Consider the following 18,526-nt stretch of genomic DNA (forward strand, 5'->3'; position numbering starts at 1 on the left):
AGATTAATGAAACGTGTTGTAGTTACAGGGATCGGCATTACCTCCTGCCTGGGAAACACCCAGAGTGACGTGGTCGACAGTCTCAAACAGGGAAAATCCGGTATCAGCTTTAACGAAAGCTACGCTGAAAAAGGCTTTCGCAGCCAGGTTTCGGGCACTGTCAACATTGACCTTAGCGAGCATATTGATCGTAAAACCCAGCGTTTTATGGGTATGGCGGCTTCTTACGCCTACATCGCCATGAAGCAGGCCATTGAAGATTCTGGCCTGTCAGAAGAACAGGTTTCCAACCCAAGAACTGGCCTGATTGCTGCGTCCGGTGGCGCCTCATCCGAAAACATTGTCGAGGCCGCTGACATCATGCGTGAAAAAGGTGTCAAGCGTGTAGGCCCTTACCGTGTCACCCGAACGATGGGCAGCACAGTATCTGCCTGTCTGGCGACCCCATTCAAGATCAAAGGCGTCAATTACTCCATTACTTCTGCCTGTGCTACCAGTGCTCACTGCATCGGTAGTGCGGTTGAACAGATCCAGCTGGGCAAACAGAATGTTGTCTTTGCTGGCGGTGGTGAAGAGGAGCACTGGTCACAGACCGGCCTGTTCGACGCTATGGGCGCACTGAGTTGCAAGTACAACGACAGCCCGGACAAAGCTTCCCGAGCTTACGATGCTGACCGGGACGGATTTGTCATTGCCGGCGGTGGTGGCATGGTGGTTCTGGAAGAACTGGAGCACGCCAAAGCCCGTGGTGCCAAAATTTATGCAGAAGTCGTGGGTTACGGTGCTACTTCTGACGGTTATGACATGGTTGCTCCTTCCGGTGAAGGGGCTTCCCGTTGCATGCGTCTGGCTCTGGAAACGGTTGCCGGTCCTGTCGATTACATCAATACCCACGGTACATCTACTCCCGTTGGTGATGTAGCAGAACTGAAAGCACTGAAAGAAGTCTTTGGTGACACAATGCCTGCCATCAGCTCCACCAAGTCCCTCTCTGGTCACTCTCTGGGAGCGGCTGGTGTGCAGGAAGCGATCTATTGTCTGCTGATGATGAAACACAACTTCATCGCGGCTTCAGCCAACATAGAGACCCTGGACGAGGAAGCCAGAGATCTGCCCATTCTGGTCGGTAAAGCTCGCGAGCAGAAACTGAACCGCATCATGTCTAACAGCTTCGGTTTTGGTGGCACCAACGCTTGTCTGGTATTCCAGAACTACGAAGACTGAAGGGATTCAGATTTCCGGGTGTTTCAGAAGAATGATGGAGCCTGGTTTTATGGTTATGCTCCATCATTTATGTCCGGGAGCTTTGGCTGTGGCAATTTCAACTAACAATGCTCAGATAACGGTTAAAAGCGTCCTCCTCTGCTTCAACGACCATTGCTATGAAGTCTTCATAGCACTGGCTGGTATGAGCTTTATCCAAAGCTTCATAATAAGCAAGACGGTTCTCCGCTCTGATAATGACGGGTAAGTAACCACTGCTCATCAAGTCAAAGTTCATCAGCAAGCGGGCTGTACGGCCATTGCCATCGACAAAAGGATGAATTCCTACAAAATCAACATGCAGTCTCGCTGCCCTCTCAACAGGGTAATAATCCTGATTTTGATAGCCATCCACCAGTTCCGTCATTAACGACTGCAAGTGCAGGTGTTCAGGAGGTATGTGTTGAGCACCTGCAATCATTACATTTTCCTGTCGATAGCAACCCGCATTAGTGTTATCAATATTTTTTAATAGCAACTGATGAATAGACTTAATCAGTCGTTCACTGAATGGCTCATCTCTTGCGATTACAGACTCTACCCACTCAATGGCCTCCCGGTGATTAATGGCTTCAAAATGCTCCCTGATTGACTTGCCGCCAACAGTAATACCCTCAAGAACCACCTTGGTTTCCTTGAGTGTCAGAGTATTACCCTCTATCGCATTGGAATGATAAGTCCACTCAAGCACCATTGCCTCATGGAGCGACTGGACACTGTTTTTTGGCAGGGGCCTGAGGGCCCAATTGGGCTTTGAGAGCATCTATGGTTTCAAACATACCGTGAGTAATCCATTGCGATCGTAATTGTGCCCATTATATGGCAAACAGATTGCTTATGCTCTGAGTCATCAGTAACGGCGCAACTGTTATCCTTTCTATGCCCGCTCTTTGTTATTCTGGCTTACTTTATGGTTAGTATTAATTAACAAAATAATGAATTACTGTTCGTTTTATCTGTCAATACAACCAAGCCTGAAATGCAGTAGGTTGAAAAAGCCGCCTTCCAGGAAGGCGAAGCCAGCTGATCGGGAACTTACAAAAATATCACGGAGTGTATGACAATGAACCCAGTGACAGAAACAAACTTACAACTTATCCCTGCTTTAGCGCAAATAAGCATTCCAGGCACTAAAGAGTCAGCACCAAAAGAATTAGCAACTCATCACTTAAAAGCTGATCAAAGCCAGCCATCGCAGGTTGAAGGGAAATCATTATCAGAAAGAAAGATTGACTCCACCAATAAACTTTTGCTCCTTGATGAAGAGCACCACACGGAAATATTATATGCTTACCGAAAATGCGATGGAACAACCTTTTTTGAACAAATTGACAGTCCAGAACTCTACGCTGAAGAAACTCTTGTGTATTGGAAGCTTAAACTTTTACCTTTTACTTTGAATGGAGTCAAACATTATAAAGTGCCAGCTAATACCCCTATTTTAAAGGAAGAATGTTTGGTTTCTTTGCCTTTAACTGAGGAAGCAAATATTGATTCATGTTATTTGAATCAAATAAAAAGCAGGCTGTCCTGTCTCTTTACAAAGGGCTTTGAGAATGTTTGCAAAACGGTTTTTCCTCTTGAAAATAAAGAAATTGATTCTCACGGTGTCTGTCATCAGCTTGTAAATTATTTAGCATTTGGTATGGATAAACAAAAGGATATAAAATTCAATGGGTGGTATGAAAAACTTCCTTTTGCTTCCATTCATACAGATGACAAAAAAAAACTATGCATCGGAGATATTCTGCAATTATTTTCAAATGAAAAATTGATTCATAGTCTGTTTTATATCGGAGGTGGAAGATGTATAAGCAAGCATGGTCCGATTGATATATTTTTCCAATCTTTACCTGCTGCTCTGGAGACATACCCTTCAGAATCAATAAGGATCGTTAGATTAGCGCCTGAATATTATTCAAAACAAATACCGTTTAGAGTAAATTACTGATCCTTTTAGTTGCCTCTCTATGCCGATTTAGCTGTGACAGGTGGAAAGGATTTAGCCCCTAATCGAGGATAAGTACGTGACCAGTTGGTTTCGCATATTCTGGCGAGTGGATTTTGTCATCCTTCAAGGCGCAACGACGGGCGCGTAGCCATAGCTACGCAACCAGAGTTGGAACGCAGAATGATGGAAAAAGCCGCCGTCCAGAATATGCGAAACCAACTGGTTAGGTACTTAAATACTTACTTAAAGAGATGAAAGCATGAACGGAATAAATAACAAATCCAGTATTGACAGCTCCACCCCATTAACATCTAATCAACCGCCATCAGAAACACCAACTGTTGTCAGTATGGGTAGAGACATCAGTGTACATAACAAGAGTGAACCTTTGTCAGTCAATATTCCTCCCTCAGAAGGTGCAGCCCAATCAATTGCGCCGGAGAAAAAATCACAGCTTGTTAAGGAAGCTTTAAATGAAGCTACCTCTGTCTTTTCAAGATGTGTCTCACTTCATAATGAGGTAAAGGAAGACTGTAGATTGTTATCTCATGCTACTTCTGAAACATCGACTGCAGACACACAATGTTTGTCTGAAAAACCTCAGGCAGAAGCAAGAGCTGCCACCTTATCTCCATTAGAGTTGAGTATTAATGAACTAAAAGATAAAAATATATGCCACACAACGGTATCAGTTCTTGAAAAACATCTCTCTAAAGAAAAGTATTCAGTAACTCATACCTTCATGTTTGGCGAACAACAATTATACAAGGAATACATCAATAGCAATCCAGAAAATAATTATGCTTTTTCACACAGAATCAGTTACATATACGATAATGTGAAAGTATATTCTCATGAATTTGTTATTCTGAGGAAAAACAACAGATTCCATATCTTACAGTCAATGGTAGACGCGTTTAGTCTTGATCAATGGCTGAATGGTGACTCTTCAACAATAGTCAAAAATAAAAAAAGCTTAAAAAAAACCAATGATATGATTTTGTTTTATCAGGAGAATAATTTGCCATCACTTTTTTCTAAAGAAAGGGAAGATGAAATAAAAGAAATGACAGAAGATTTAAATAAAATCGAACCATCATTTAATAAAATAATAAAAACAAGAAAAAACAAGTCCTGCTCTAAAGCTATTTTTAACCAGAAGATTTTGCCTACATTATTTTCAACCTTAGGCAATTCGGATGATCGTCCTTACTTTAGAATATTCTCAGCTTCAAGAAGATACTTAGGCATTGATCCAAAATATGAGATGTTTTTCGAAGTATACGATTTCCGAATATAAGTCGTGTTCCCGAAGTAATTCTGACTGAATACACCAAACCAGTGAGAGTGGGCCCCTCACTCTACAAGAAAAAAAGGAAAAACCTTCATTTCAGGATTCATTCTCATTACAATTTTGCTGAGCTCGGCAGCAGTTTGAGAAAAGCCAGGTAGTTCCTATTGTCCAACTTAAAAGGGTATAACCATGAAAACACGTGCAGCTGTCGCCTGGGGGCCAGGCAAGCCTCTCATTATTGAGGAAGTTGACCTTCAAGAACCCCAGGCTGGCGAAGTCCTGGTAAAATTAACAGCATCCGGCGTATGTCACACCGATGCCTTTACCCTGAGTGGCGAGGACCCTGAGGGTATCTTTCCCTGTATATTGGGTCATGAGGGTGCAGGTGTTGTAGAAGCCGTAGGAGAAGGAGTTACATCCGTCGCGGTGGGTGATCACGTTATCCCGCTATACACTCCGGAATGCGGCGAATGTAAATTTTGTACCTCTGGTAAAACCAATCTCTGTCAGGCCATTCGTGAAACTCAGGGCAAAGGCCTGATGCCGGATGGAACCTCGCGTTTTTCAAAAGATGGGCAGCCCATTTATCACTTTATGGGTACATCAACCTTTGCAGAGCATACGGTATTACCTGAAATTGCCGTGGCAAAAATCAATCAGGCCGCACCATTGGATAAAGTCTGTTTGTTAGCTTGTGGAGTGTCTACCGGTATTGGTGCTGTACTGAATACAGCTAAGGTGGAAGAGGGAGCTACGGTGGCTATATTTGGTTTGGGCGGTGTTGGCCTGTCGGCAGTTCAAGGCGCTGTGATGGCCAAAGCCGCACGCATTTTAGTGGTGGATATTAATCCCGATAAATTTCAAATGGCCAAAGACCTTGGCGCCACCGATTGCATCAACCCAAAAGATTACGATAAACCGATTCAGGATGTGATTGTGGAACTCACCGACGGCGGAGTAGATTACTCCTTCGAGTGCATCGGTCGAACTGAAACCATGAGAAGCGCCCTGGAGTGCTGTCATAAAGGTTGGGGTGAGTCGACGATTATTGGTGTCGCTGGCGCTGGTCAGGAAATCAGTACCCGTCCCTTTCAATTAGTCACAGGCCGTGTCTGGCGCGGCAGCGCCTTTGGCGGGGTTAAAGGGCGGACGCAACTGCCAGAGTATGTTGAAAAATATATGGCGGGTGAAATTAAAGTCGACGAAATGGTCACCCATACAATGCCGTTAGAAGACATTAATATAGCCTTTGAGCTGATGCATGAAGGTAAATCGATTCGCACTGTCATCGAATATTGACCAATGAGTGAATGAGGCTCGTGAATTCTACTCACTTGCCAGGTAACTTTTTAAGTGAATCAACAGGCAAAACCAGCTATGAAAGAATTATCTCGTGTTAAATGCTTTGGTGGCGTTCAACTACAAAATGAGCATGAAGCTGACACTACCCGCTGCACTATGCAGTTCTCGATTTATTTACCCAGTAAAGCCGAATCCGAAAAGGTTCCGGTTCTGTATTGGCTGTCAGGTCTTACCTGTACGGATCAGAACTTTGTGACAAAAGCGGGCGCCCAACAGTTTGCGCAAGAACATGGTGTTGCTATTGTTTGTCCAGATACCAGCCCTCGTGGAGAGGCTGTGGCAGACGATTCCGAAGGCGCCTGGGATTTGGGTTCAGGGGCCGGTTTCTATGTCAATGCAACAGAGCAGCCATGGGCTGAGCACTATCAGATGTACGATTATGTGGTGCACGAACTACCAGCCCTGATCGAGGCTAACTTTCCCGTTACTGGTAAAAAATCAATCTCAGGGCATTCTATGGGTGGCCACGGCGCCTTGGTGATTGGTCTGAACAATGCCAATCATTATGAGTCAATTTCGGCTTTTGCGCCGATCGTAAACCCCAGTCAGTGCCCATGGGGACAAAAGGCATTTACTCATTATTTAGGGCACAACCAGGACGCATGGCTTGCCTACGACGCCACTGTATTAATTGCGAATCAGGCATACGATCGTGTTTTGCCTATTATGATTAACCAGGGTCTGTCGGACAATTTCTTGCAGCAGCAATTACTGACAAATCATTTCAAATCGGCGTGTGATAAGGTGAATTACCCCATCCAGCTATCTATGGATGAAGGCTATGACCATAGCTATTTCTATATAGCCAGTTTTATCAGCGATCATATCGCTTTTCATGCCAGGGCCTTAAACTCTTCACGTTAAAAAGGCATTTAAAAACTCAGTCTTATCAGCCACTCTAGCAGCCTGTCGGAATAACACGGTAAAAATCACTGAACTACGAGAGAATAATTTCTTGTTATCACTCAGTGACGACATTCTTTGTGCTCTGAAAAAACTTTGTTAGTTGTACTTAACAACATGTTATGAACTTTTATCCCACTAGACAACTCTAAATTACTGCACCCATTTTTAATCGACTTGCTAATCCGGGACAAATGCTAACTTGTAGGAAGAAACCATGTACGGAATAGATAACAGCTCCAAAATTGTTGGCTCCCCCCTGACAACACCTCATCAATCTCAATCAAAGACACCAATGGGTGTCAGTATGGGCAGAGACGTCACTGTCTATAACAAGAGTCAACCTTCATTGCTCAACTTTACCCCGTTAGCAGGCACAGCACACTTAACTATGCCAGAGGAAGAATCACAGCTTGTTAAGGACACTTTAGAAGAAGTTTCCTGTGCATTTTCCAGAATTGTTTCAGTTCAAGATGAGATTAAGATAGGTAGTAAATTTTCATCCAATTCTATTGATGAGACACTGGGTGCAGATAAACGAAGCCTGTCTGAAAAGTCACCCTTAAAACCAAGCTGTGCTTCTTTATCTCCATTAGAGTTGAGTACTAGTAAACTAAAGAATCAATATGTATGCCACATAACAGCAGAAGTCCTTGCAGAAAATCTCGCTAAAGGAAATTGTTCAATCCCTTTTGTTTTTTCATCTGACGAACAGTATTTATATAAGACTTACATTAATAGCGACCCAGAAAATGATTACATATTCATCCATAAAATCAGTTACATACAAGAAAACATTAAAACATATTGTCACGATTTCGTAATTCTCAGAGAAAACAACAATTTTCACATATTACAGTCGATGGCAGGTATGTTTACTCTTAATCATTGGCTTACTGGTGACTCTTCAACCATAGAGGACTCTACAAAAACCTTTAAAGAAGGTAATGATCTAATTTTACTAAACAGCAAAAACCAATTGAAATTACTTTTTTCCAACAAAACAATAGATGAAATAAAAAAAATATGGAAAGAACTAAAAAGCACCAAACATTCATTTAATAAAATAATTAAAACAAGAAAGAACGAACCCTGTTCTAAAGCTATTTTCAATCAGAAGATTTTACCTACGCTGTTTGAAACCTTAAGAAACTCGGATGATCGTCCATATTTCAGATTATTCTCAGTTTCAAGAAGACACTTAAATATAAAACCAGAATACGAGATTTTTTTAGAGCTACAGAATGCAAAAATATAAGTCTCCGACCATTTACAATCAGCACTGACTTTATGTCACACTTCAACTTTCTTACCATTGATTATTTTAAATTAACATTCTGTTATTTGTTAGTCGCACTTAACATCATGTTATGAACTTTTATCCTGAAAGGAACTCCCAATAAATGGATGAAATCAATATTGGATGACCTTCAATACAATATCTGTGCAATGAAGGATAAATCCAACTTAATAAAAAGGAACATGATATGAATAACTTAAATAGCGCTCCCGGTGCTAACGGACTTCCGGACTTACACTCAACAAAACCTGCTCAGCCGCAGAGCGCATCAACAGGTGTTGGTTTCGGAAAGGTTGTTACTGCAGTTGAACTGAGACAATTTTGTATGGAGCGTTATGAGAGTTTGCAACAGCAAAGCTACCATACTCAAGGCGAAGGAAGCATTGGTCTCCACCGTTCGGTGGCCGTCAGTACCGATGGCTGCGCGAAGATCTATAATCGGCAGGCCGATGGATCATTAGCAGAGTCCACCGTCCCCACTACAAGTCCTGTCAGCTCAGCCACCTTAAGCCTCAATGGTCTCCATCTTGTAACCATCAGTAACGATTACACGGCAAAAATTTTTGACCTGCAGGCAGATGGATCATGGACAGAAAAAACCTGCATTTGCCATGATGACAAGATCAGATCAGCTACCTTTAGCAATGATAACAAGCATCTGGTGACCATCAGTGACGATTACACGGCAAAAATTTTTGACCTGCAGGCAGATGGATCATGGATAGAAAAAGCCTGCATTTACCATGATGACAACATCAGATCAGTCACCTTTAGCTCTGATGACAGGCATCTGCTGACCACCAGTGACGATCACACAGCAAATATCTTTGGGTTTACTGACGACGGATCATGGGCAGTAAAAGCCACCATTTACCACAGTGCCAAAATCGGAATAGCCACCTTCAGCGCTGATGACAAACATGTGGTGACCACCAGTGACGATCACACGGCCAAAGTCTATTGCGAGCTGGCCGACGGATCATGGTCAAAACAAATCACCATTGACCACGATGGGCCGATCGAATCATTAATCTTCTACTGTGATGGGCCGCATCCTGGAGACCACCAGTGAGGATGGAACGAGGCAACTTACTGCTCTGACTTGAAAGGATTGTTGGCTCAGAGGCAGAAGTTCCTGACTGCTCAAAACTGAGTTCGATGCAATAAAACAGGGTGCTTCTGATTATTTAGCTATGGCTGGTTCTACGCTGGAGCGTGGGAAGGAGTCAAAATTCTCTTAATTGAACTTTTAGTACAAGCAGAAGTCTAAATAAATAACCTGATCAATAATAAAGTCTAAAAGCTATTTACAAAAAGTTAATGTAAGGGAGTACATAACTATGAACATGGAAGCGATTGGTTATATTTCAAAGGTCCTGTTTGACGTACATGACAGAGGTGGCTACCTGATGCATTCAGGCAATGGCACATCTGTGGGACCCGATTTAAAAATTAAACTTATGGAAGTTTATAATCAGCAGAGCCTTAAATCTTCCAATAAATTTCCGAATGACACACCTATCGATGAAAGAACTGTTGAATTCATTCATATATTGCCCACCCTTGCTCAAACCTCTGATTTTTTTGATAGATTAAACAGGCATGCCGAAAATTTCTGCAGAACGATAGAGAGTAATATTGCTGATTCAATAGAAATACAAGACGCTCTAGAAGAGCTCAACAAGCAACATAGATCGAAGAGGATCGATTTAAAAGAATCTTTAAGGGAACTTAAAGGTGTCGGAAACTTCATGGAAACAATTCTAAATAAAGTTGAGAACGGAGTTACAATAACCGATAACGAAAAAACAATATTCAAGTTTCTGTTAGCCAACATACTGAAGATTGATCAAAACACAGACATTTCAAATTTAGAGCACATCATCAAAACTCTGATAAAATATTTTCATCCTGATAGATGTTCTGGTAAGAATAGTGATTTATATTCCTGCATTTTAAGCAATGGACTCCGTATTATCGATCACATAAAAATTTTATGGGATGTTGAAAAAACAGTGAATTCCAGAAGTCAGAAGGGTATTAGCCATGAATCAACTATTGACTCTTTAATAGAATCGATTGCCAACCTAAAAAAAATTGACAACTGCTATCGACTCAAAACTTTTGAAAAAATAAGAAAAGAGATGCTGGCACTCAAGGCTAATGATCTGAAAGATAACGACAAAGTAAGATTATTAATGTCGATTATCCAAGTCGACTCTCCATCGATATTGAAAACAATGATAAATCACCTGGGTATTAATAATTTAAAAGTCAACAATGAAAAACCGCTTATTTATGCTATCCAGAATACTGCTGTTGAGGTTATCAAGATATTAATAGAAAAAGAAGATATCAATGCTCCCGGCCTCGAAGGAAAAACACCGCTCCAAATAGCCATTGACTGTTACAAGATAAAGAAAGATAACTTTTGCCCTGGTAATTCAGCTAGGATAGTTCATTCCATATTAGATTGTCATAAAGTCTGCGTTGATGCTAAGGACTCTGAGGGTAAGACTGCATTATGCCATATTGCCTTTCAGGAAAACGTTGGTTCAGACAGCCTCAGCCTTGAAATTATTAAAAAACTAATCAATCTGGGTGCCAATATTGATCAGCCCATTATGCACGATCTAACAGTACGTAGCTTTTTAAAGAGGGAGCTAACGAAGAAGAAATTTCATGATATAGAGACATTGGCAGATAGTCTGAAAGACCTAAGAAATGCCGGGTTTCCTTTGATATCATCGATTGCGAAACTAAACACACTTACCGACATGGATCGATCCAAAGCTTATGAAAAAATAAGAAAAGAGATGCTGGCACTCAAGGCTAGTGATCTGAATGATAACGACAAAGCAAGATTATTAAAGTCGGTTATCCAAACCGACACATCAGAGCTGATGGAAATAATGATAAATCGCCTGAGTATTAATAATTTAAAAGTCAACAATGAAACACCGCTTATTTATGCTATTCAGAATACTGCCGTGAAGGTTGTCAAGCTAATAATAGAAAAAGAAGATGTCAATGCTCCCGGCCTCGAAGGAAAAACACCGCTTCAAGTAGCTATTGACTGTTACAAGAAAAGGAAAGATAAGGATACCAATGGTGATCTTACTGAGATAATTCAGTCCCTATTAGAGTCTCATAAACTCTGCGTTGATGCTAAGGACTCTAAGGGTTTTACCGCATTATGCCATATTGTCTCGCAGATAAATATTGATTCAACAAGCCTTGAGATTATTAACAAATTAGTCAATCTGGGTGCCAATATTGATCATCCCATTCTTCACGATATAACATTACGTAGCTTTATAAAGGACAGGCTAAACGAGAAGCAATTTTATGATCTTGAGATATTGGCAGACAGTCTGGAAGACTTAAGAAATGGCCGGTTGCCGTTGATAGCATCGATTGCCAAACTAAACACGCTTACTAACATGGATCGATTCAAAGCTTGTAAAAAAATAGAAAAAGAGATGCTGGCACTCAAGGCTAGTGATCTGAAAGGTGACGACAAAGAAAGATTATTAATGTCGGTTATCAAAACCGACACATCAGAGCTGATGAAAATAATGATAAACCACCTGAGTATTAATAATTTAAAAGTCAACAATGAAACACAGCTTATTTATGCTATTCAGCATGCTGCTGTGAAGGTTGTCAAACTATTAATAGAGAAAGAAGATATCAATGCTCCCGGCCTCAAAGGAAAAACACCGCTACAAATAGCCATTGACTGTTACAAGCAAAGTAAAGATGGGAATACCAATAGTGATTATACTGTGATAATTCAGTCCCTATTAGAGTCTCATAAACTCTGCGTTGATACTAAGGACTCTGAGGGTAAGACCGCATTAAGCCATATTGCCTTTCAGGAAGAAATTGATTCAACAAGCCTTGATATTATTAACAAACTAGTCAATCTGGGTGCCAATATTGATCAGCCCATTGTGCACGATATAACAGTACGTAGCTTTATAAAGTCGAGGCTAAGCAAGCAGCAATTTTATGATATTGAGACATTGGCAGATAATCTGAAAGATTTAAGAGTGGGAGTTGAATTTCACGGAGATGACATTGTGGCATTAATTGACGAGTACAATAAAACTTCTCACAATAATGATAAAGCACGTAAAAAAGTTGAAGAGGCGATCAGCAATAGAAAAACACTTCTTCAGAAAAAAGACTGCAAAAAAACTGTACTGATGGCAGCTATTGAGTCTAACGCACTAAGTTTCATTCAATTACTATTAAAACGATCTGATTTCACTCTTGACCAGCTAACAACTGAAGGTGATAGTCCATTAGATTATGCAAGAAAAAAAGGTGCTCATACAATTGTCGAATTTCTGTCCGATGTTGTTTCAACAACCGGTACTTTCCCAACAAATAGTGGGAATACAAAGCAGTCATCAAATAGTCCATTCACTAACACCTCCACTGACGGAGCCACACCTCCGAAAATACAAAAAATGAGCTGATTTAACTAACTCAAGTACGCATCATCCTGGAAATCAGTCACTATAGGTGACAAGGCTCCTGCCCAGGCTGGAGAGGGTGTCGCAAAACCCTCTCCAGCCTGGGCAGGAGTTGACTCCCGTTATTCCCGGCTTCATTCTCGTCATTCCCGATTTCATTCTCGCCATTCCCGCGAAGGCGGGAATCCACACTGACTCTCCACCAGAACCGTACTGCCCGGTGCCCCCCTGGCCTGGTCATCCCCGAGAAGGCAGAGATCCACCGTTGGCGCTGGATTTCCGCCTTCGCGGGAATGACGAACTCAGAGCATGGGAACGAGCTGTTGGAGTTTTGCGACAGCCTCTCTGGTCCGTGGGCACGAGTCAAAATTCTCTTAATTGAACTTTTAGTAGAAGTAAAAGTCTAACGGATGACCTAATCAATAATAAAGTCTAAAAACCATTTACAAAAAATTAATGAAAGGAAGTACATAACTATGAACATGGAAGCGCTTGGTTTGATTTCAAAGGTTCTGTTTGACGAACATAACACAGGTGGCTGCCTGATTCATTCAGGCAACAGCAGATCTGTGGGACGCTTTTTAAAAATTAGACTTATGGAAATTTATAGTCAGCAGAGCCTTAAATTTTCCAATAAACTTCCGAATGACACACCTGTCAATGAAAGAACTATCGAATTAATTCATATATTACCCACCCTTGCTCAAACCTCTGATTTTTTTGATGGATTAAACAGGCATGCCGAAACTTTCTGCAGAACGATAGAGAGTAATATTGCTGATTCGATAGAAATACAAGACGCTCTAGAAGAGATCAATAAGCAACAAAGGTCAAAGAGGATTAATTTAAAAGAATCTTTAAGGGAACTTAAAGGTGTCGGTAACTACATAGAATCAATTCTAAATAAAGTTGAGAACGGAGTTACAATAACTGATAACGAAAAAACAATATTCAAGTTTCTGTTAGCCAACATATTGAAGATTGATCAAAATTCAGACAATTCAAATGTAGAGTACATTATTAAAACGTTAACAAAATATTTTCATCCTGATAGATGTTCTGGTAAGAATAGTGATTTATATTCCTGCATTTTAAGCAATGGACTCCGTATTATCGATCACATAAAAAATTTATGGGATGTCGAGAAAACAGAGAACTCCAGAAGTCAGAAGGCTATTAGCCATGAATTAACTATTGACTCTTTGATAGAATCGATCGCCAACATAAACAAAATTTCCAACTGGTATGAACTCAAAGCTCGTGAAAAAATAAAAAAAGAGATGCTGGCACTCAAGGCTAGTGATCTGAATGATAACGACAAAGCAAGATTATTAAAGTCGGTTATCCAAACCGACACATCAGAGCTGATGGAAATAATGATAAATCGCCTGAGTATTAATAATTTAAAAGTCTACAATGAAACACCGCTTATTTATGCTATTCAGAATACTGCCGTGAAGGTTGTCAAGCTATTAATAGAAAGAGAAGATGTCAATGCTCCCGGCCTCGAAGGAAAAACACCGCTTCAAGTAGCTATTCACTGTTACAAGAAAAGGAAAGATAAGGATACCAATAGTGATCTTACTGAGATAATTCAGTCCCTATTAGATTGTCATAAACTCTGCGTTGATGCTAAAGACTTTGAGGGCAATACCGCATTATTCCATATTGCCCATCAGGTAGAAATTGATTCAACAAGCCTTGATATTATTAACAAACTAATCAATCTGGGTGCCAATATTGATCATCCCATTGTGCACGATATAACAGTACGTAGCTTTATAAAGGACAGGCTAAACGAGAAGCAATTTTATGATCTTGAGATATTGGCAGACAGTCTGGAAGACTTAAGAAATGGCCGGTTGCCGTTGATAGCATCGATTGCCAAACTAAACACGCTTACTAACATGGATCGATTCAAAGCTTGTAAAAAAATAGAAAAAGAGATGCTGGCACTCAAGGCTAGTGATCTGAAAGGTGACGACAAAGAAAGATTATTAATGTCGGTTATCAAAACCGACACATCAGAGCTGATGAAAATAATGATAAACCACCTGAGTATTAATAATTTAAAAGTCAACAATGAAACACAGCTTATTTATGCTATTCAGCATGCTGCTGTGAAGGTTGTCAAACTATTAATAGAGAAAGAAGATATCAATGCTCCCGGCCTCAAAGGAAAAACACCGCTCCAAATAGCCATCGACTGTTACAAGCAAAGTAAAGATGGGAATACCAATAGTGATTTTACTGTGATAATTCAGTCCCTATTAGAGTCTCATAAACTCTGCGTTGATGCTAAGGACTCTGAGGGTAAGACCGCATTAAGCCATATTGCCTTTCAGATAAAGATTGATTCAACAAGCCTTGAGATTATTAACAAACTAGTCAATCTTGGTGCCAATATTGACCAGCCCATTTCGCACGATATAACAGTACGTAGCTTTATAAAGTCGAGGCTAAACCAGAAGCAATTTTATGATATTGAGACATTGGCAGATAACCTGAAAGATTTAAGAGTGGGAGTTGAATTTCACGGAGATGACATTGTGGCATTAATTGGCGAGTACAATAAAACTTCTCACAATAATGATAAAGCACGTAAAAAAGTTGAAGAGGCGATCAGCAATAGAAAAACACTTCTACAGAAAAAAGGCTGCAGAAAGACTGTACTGATGGCAGCCATTGAGTCTAACGCACTAAGTTTCATCCAATTACTTTTAAAACGATCTGACTTCACTCTTGACCAGTTAACAACTGAAGGTGATAGTCCATTAGATTATGCAAGAAAAAAAGGTGCTCATACAATTGTCGAATTTCTGTCCGATGTTGTTTCAACAACCGGTGCTTTCCCAACAAATAGTGGGAATACAATGCAATCATCAAATAGTCCGTTCAATAACACCTCGACTGACGGAGCCACACCTCCGAAAATACAAAAAATGAGCTGATTTAACTAACTCAAGTACGCATCATCCTGGAAATCAGTCACTATAGGTGACAAGGCTCCTGCCCAGGCTGGAGAGGGTGTCGCAAAACCCTCTCCAGCCTGGGCAGGAGTTGACTCCCGTTATTCCCGGCTTCATTCTCGTCATTCCCGATTTCATTCTCGCCATTCCCGCGAAGGCGGGAATCCACACTGACTCTCCACCAGAACCATACTGCCCGGTGCCCCCCTGGCCTGGTCATCCCCGAGAAGGCAGAGATCCACCGTTGGCGCTGGATTTCCGCCTTCGCGGGAATGACGAACTCAGAGCATGGGAACGAGCTGTTGGAGTTTTGCAACAGCCTCTCTGGTGCGTGGACACGAGTCAAAATTCTCTTAATTGAACTTTTAGTAGAAGTAAAAGTCTAAGGGATGACCTAATCAATAATAAAGTCTAAAAACCATTTACAAAAAATTAATAAAAGGAAGTACATAACTATGAACATGGAAGCGCTTGGTTTGATTTCAAAGGTTCTGTTTGACGAACATAACACAGGTGGCTGCCTGATTCATTCAGGCAACAGCAGATCTGTGGGACGCTTTTTAAAAATTAGACTTATGGAAGTTTATAGTCAGCAGAGCCTTAAATTTTCCAATAAACTTCCGAATGACACACCTGTCAATGAAAGAACTATCGAATTCATTCATATATTACCCACCCTTGCTCAAACCTCTGATTTTTTTGATGGATTAAACAGGCATGCCGAAACTTTCTGCAGAACGATAGAGAGTAATATTGCTGATTCGATAGAAATACAAGACGCTCTAGAAGAGATCAATAAGCAACAAAGATCAAAGAGGATTAATTTAAAAGAATCTTTAAGGGAACTTAAAGGTGTCGGAAACTACATAGAATCAATTCTAAATAAAGTTGAGAACGGAGTTACAATAACTGATAACGAAAAAACAATATTCAAGTTTCTGTTAGCCAACATATTGAAGATTGATCAAAATTCAGACAATTCAAATGTAGAGTACATTATTAAAACGTTAACAAAATATTTTCATCCTGATAGATGTTCTGGTAAGAATAGTGATTTATATTCCTGCATTTTAAGCAATGGACTCCGTATTATCGATCACATAAAAAATTTATGGGATGTCGAGAAAACAGAGAACTCCAGAAGTCAGAAGGCTATTAGCCATGAATTAACTATTGACTCTTTGATAGAATCGATCGCCAACATAAACAAAATTTCCAACTGGTATGAACTCAAAGCTCGTGAAAAAATAAAAAAAGAGATGCTGGCACTCAAGGCTAGCGACCTGAAAGATAACCACAAAGAAAGATTATTAATGTCGATTATCCAAACCGACTCATCAGATATGCTGAAAATAATGATAAATCGCCTGGGTATTAATAATTTAAAAGTCAACAATGAAACACCGCTTATTTATGCTATCCAGAATGCTGCCGTGGACGTTGTCAGGATATTAATAGAAATACAAGATATCAATGCTCCCGGCCTCGAAGGAAAAACACCACTCCAAGTAGCTATTGACTGTTACAAGAAAAGGAAAGATATGATTACCGATCGTAATTCTATCAGTGATTTTACTAGGATAATTCAGTTCATATTAGATTGTCATGAACTCTGCGTTGATGCTAAGGACTCTGAGGGTATGACCGCATTATGCCATACTGCCCTTCAGACAATAATTGATTCAACAAGCCTTGAGATTATTAACAAACTAATCAATCTGGGTGCCAATATTGATCAGCCCATTATACGCGATATAACAGTACGTAACTTTATAAAGGGGAGGCTAAATAAGGAGCAATTTTATGATATAGAGGCATTGGCAGATAATCTGGAAGACTTCAGAAATGGCCGGTTTCCGTTGATACCATCGATTGCCAAACTAAACACACTTACCAGCATGGATCGATTCGAAGCTTATGAAATAATAAGAAAAGAGATGCTGTCACTCAAAGCTAGTGATCTGAAAGATAACTACAAAGAAAGATTATTAATGTCGATTATCCAAGCCAACTCATCAGATCTCATGAAAATAATGATAAATCGCCTGGGTATTAATAATTTAAAAGTCAACAATGAAACTCCGCTTATTTATGCTATCCAGAATGCTGCCGTGAAGGTTGTCAAGATATTAATAGAAAAAGAAGATATCAATGCTCCCGGCCTCAAAGGAATAACACCGCTCCAAGTAGCTATTGACTGTTACAAAAAAAGCAAAGACAGGAATGCCAATAGTGATTTTACTGAGATAATTCAGTCACTATTAGATTCTCATAAACTCTGCGTTGATGCTAAAGACTCTGAGGGTAAGACTGCATTAGGCCATATTGCCTTGCAGATAAAGATTGATTCAACAAGCCTTGAGATTATTAACAAACTAATCAATCTGGGTGCGAATATTGACCAGCCCATTAAATACGATATCACAGTACGTAGCTTTATAAAGAGGAAGCTAAACGAGCAGCAATTTTATGATATAGAGACATTGGCAGATAATCTGAAAGATACAAGAGTGGGGGTTGAATTTCACGGAGATGACATTGTGGCATTAATTGGCGAGTACAATAAAACTTCTCACAATAATGATAAAGCACGTAAAAAAGTTGAAGAGGCGATCAGCAATAGAAAAACACTTCTTCAGAAAAAAGACTGCAAAAAGACTGTACTGATGGCAGCTATTGAGTCTGATTCACTAAGTTTCATCCAATTACTATTAAAACGATCTGACTTCACTCTTGACCAGTTGACAACTGAAGGTGATAGTCCATTAGATTATGCAAGAAAAAAAGGTGCTCATACAATTGTCGAATTTCTGTCCGATGTTGTTTCAACAACCGGTGCTTTCCCGACAAATAGTGGGAATACAAAGCAATCATCAAATAGTCCGTTCACTAACACCTCGACCGACGGAGCCACACCTTCGAAAATACAAAAAATGAGCTGATTTAAATAACTCAAGTTACGCACCATCCTGGAAATAAGCCATTCTGCCAGTGTCAGAT

11 protein-coding genes are annotated in these 18,526 nt (G+C 40.3%); 10 read left to right on the forward strand and 1 reads right to left on the reverse strand.

What is annotated here, in order from left to right:
* Window positions 1-6 precede the first annotated feature (6 nt).
* Window positions 7-1,224, forward strand: coding sequence for a beta-ketoacyl-ACP synthase I (gene fabB / locus ACOMG9_RS12170; RefSeq protein WP_448217090.1), 1,218 nt, complete (start codon window positions 7-9; stop codon window positions 1,222-1,224).
* A gap of 97 nt (window positions 1,225-1,321) precedes the next feature.
* On the opposite strand, the gene ACOMG9_RS12175 is transcribed toward fabB, so the two are convergent.
* Window positions 1,322-2,026: a Fic family protein gene (locus ACOMG9_RS12175; protein ID WP_448217091.1), complete on the reverse strand. Its 705-nt coding sequence runs from the start codon at window positions 2,024-2,026 to the stop codon at window positions 1,322-1,324.
* A 300-nt stretch (window positions 2,027-2,326) separates the two neighbouring features.
* Between ACOMG9_RS12175 and ACOMG9_RS12180 the strand changes: the two genes are divergently transcribed.
* From ACOMG9_RS12180 to ACOMG9_RS12220, 9 genes are all read left to right on the forward strand, one after another.
* Complete coding sequence (locus ACOMG9_RS12180) at window positions 2,327-3,214, forward strand: hypothetical protein (protein ID WP_448217092.1); 888 nt, start codon at window positions 2,327-2,329, stop codon at window positions 3,212-3,214.
* A gap of 259 nt (window positions 3,215-3,473) precedes the next feature.
* Complete coding sequence (locus ACOMG9_RS12185; protein ID WP_448217093.1) at window positions 3,474-4,514, forward strand: hypothetical protein; 1,041 nt, start codon at window positions 3,474-3,476, stop codon at window positions 4,512-4,514.
* A gap of 183 nt (window positions 4,515-4,697) precedes the next feature.
* Entirely contained in the window at window positions 4,698-5,807 is a 1,110-nt protein-coding gene (locus ACOMG9_RS12190) for an S-(hydroxymethyl)glutathione dehydrogenase/class III alcohol dehydrogenase (RefSeq protein WP_448217094.1), read from the forward strand.
* A gap of 78 nt (window positions 5,808-5,885) precedes the next feature.
* On the forward strand, window positions 5,886-6,734 hold the full coding sequence (gene fghA / locus ACOMG9_RS12195) for an S-formylglutathione hydrolase (RefSeq protein WP_448218642.1): 849 nt from the start codon (window positions 5,886-5,888) through the stop codon (window positions 6,732-6,734).
* A gap of 256 nt (window positions 6,735-6,990) precedes the next feature.
* On the forward strand, window positions 6,991-8,031 hold the full coding sequence (locus tag ACOMG9_RS12200) for a hypothetical protein (protein ID WP_494530303.1): 1,041 nt from the start codon (window positions 6,991-6,993) through the stop codon (window positions 8,029-8,031).
* A gap of 229 nt (window positions 8,032-8,260) precedes the next feature.
* Window positions 8,261-9,145 (forward strand): WD40 repeat domain-containing protein, encoded by an 885-nt coding sequence (locus tag ACOMG9_RS12205; RefSeq protein WP_448217096.1) that lies wholly within the window; start codon window positions 8,261-8,263, stop codon window positions 9,143-9,145.
* A 268-nt stretch (window positions 9,146-9,413) separates the two neighbouring features.
* On the forward strand, window positions 9,414-12,560 hold the full coding sequence (locus ACOMG9_RS12210) for an ankyrin repeat domain-containing protein (protein ID WP_448217097.1): 3,147 nt from the start codon (window positions 9,414-9,416) through the stop codon (window positions 12,558-12,560).
* Window positions 12,561-13,033: 473 nt separating this feature from the next.
* Window positions 13,034-15,508: an ankyrin repeat domain-containing protein gene (locus ACOMG9_RS12215; RefSeq protein ID WP_494530304.1), complete on the forward strand. Its 2,475-nt coding sequence runs from the start codon at window positions 13,034-13,036 to the stop codon at window positions 15,506-15,508.
* Between the two features lie 473 nt (window positions 15,509-15,981).
* Window positions 15,982-18,468, forward strand: coding sequence for an ankyrin repeat domain-containing protein (locus ACOMG9_RS12220; RefSeq protein ID WP_494530305.1), 2,487 nt, complete (start codon window positions 15,982-15,984; stop codon window positions 18,466-18,468).
* The last annotated feature ends 58 nt before the right edge of the window (window positions 18,469-18,526 follow it).

This window comes from Endozoicomonas sp. PH6C (assembly GCF_059322965.1).

Bases quoted from the DNA above. Each gene is read 5' to 3' on its own strand.
- fabB (WP_448217090.1), top strand. From the start codon at position 7: ATGAAACGTGTTGTAGTTACAGGGATCGGCATTACCTCCTGCCTGGGA.
- ACOMG9_RS12175 (WP_448217091.1), bottom strand. From the start codon at position 2,026: ATGCTCTCAAAGCCCAATTGGGCCCTCAGGCCCCTGCCAAAAAACAGT.
- ACOMG9_RS12180 (WP_448217092.1), top strand. From the start codon at position 2,327: ATGAACCCAGTGACAGAAACAAACTTACAACTTATCCCTGCTTTAGCG.
- ACOMG9_RS12185 (WP_448217093.1), top strand. From the start codon at position 3,474: ATGAACGGAATAAATAACAAATCCAGTATTGACAGCTCCACCCCATTA.
- ACOMG9_RS12190 (WP_448217094.1), top strand. From the start codon at position 4,698: ATGAAAACACGTGCAGCTGTCGCCTGGGGGCCAGGCAAGCCTCTCATT.
- fghA (WP_448218642.1), top strand. From the start codon at position 5,886: ATGAAAGAATTATCTCGTGTTAAATGCTTTGGTGGCGTTCAACTACAA.
- ACOMG9_RS12200 (WP_494530303.1), top strand. From the start codon at position 6,991: ATGTACGGAATAGATAACAGCTCCAAAATTGTTGGCTCCCCCCTGACA.
- ACOMG9_RS12205 (WP_448217096.1), top strand. From the start codon at position 8,261: ATGAATAACTTAAATAGCGCTCCCGGTGCTAACGGACTTCCGGACTTA.
- ACOMG9_RS12210 (WP_448217097.1), top strand. From the start codon at position 9,414: ATGAACATGGAAGCGATTGGTTATATTTCAAAGGTCCTGTTTGACGTA.
- ACOMG9_RS12215 (WP_494530304.1), top strand. From the start codon at position 13,034: ATGAACATGGAAGCGCTTGGTTTGATTTCAAAGGTTCTGTTTGACGAA.
- ACOMG9_RS12220 (WP_494530305.1), top strand. From the start codon at position 15,982: ATGAACATGGAAGCGCTTGGTTTGATTTCAAAGGTTCTGTTTGACGAA.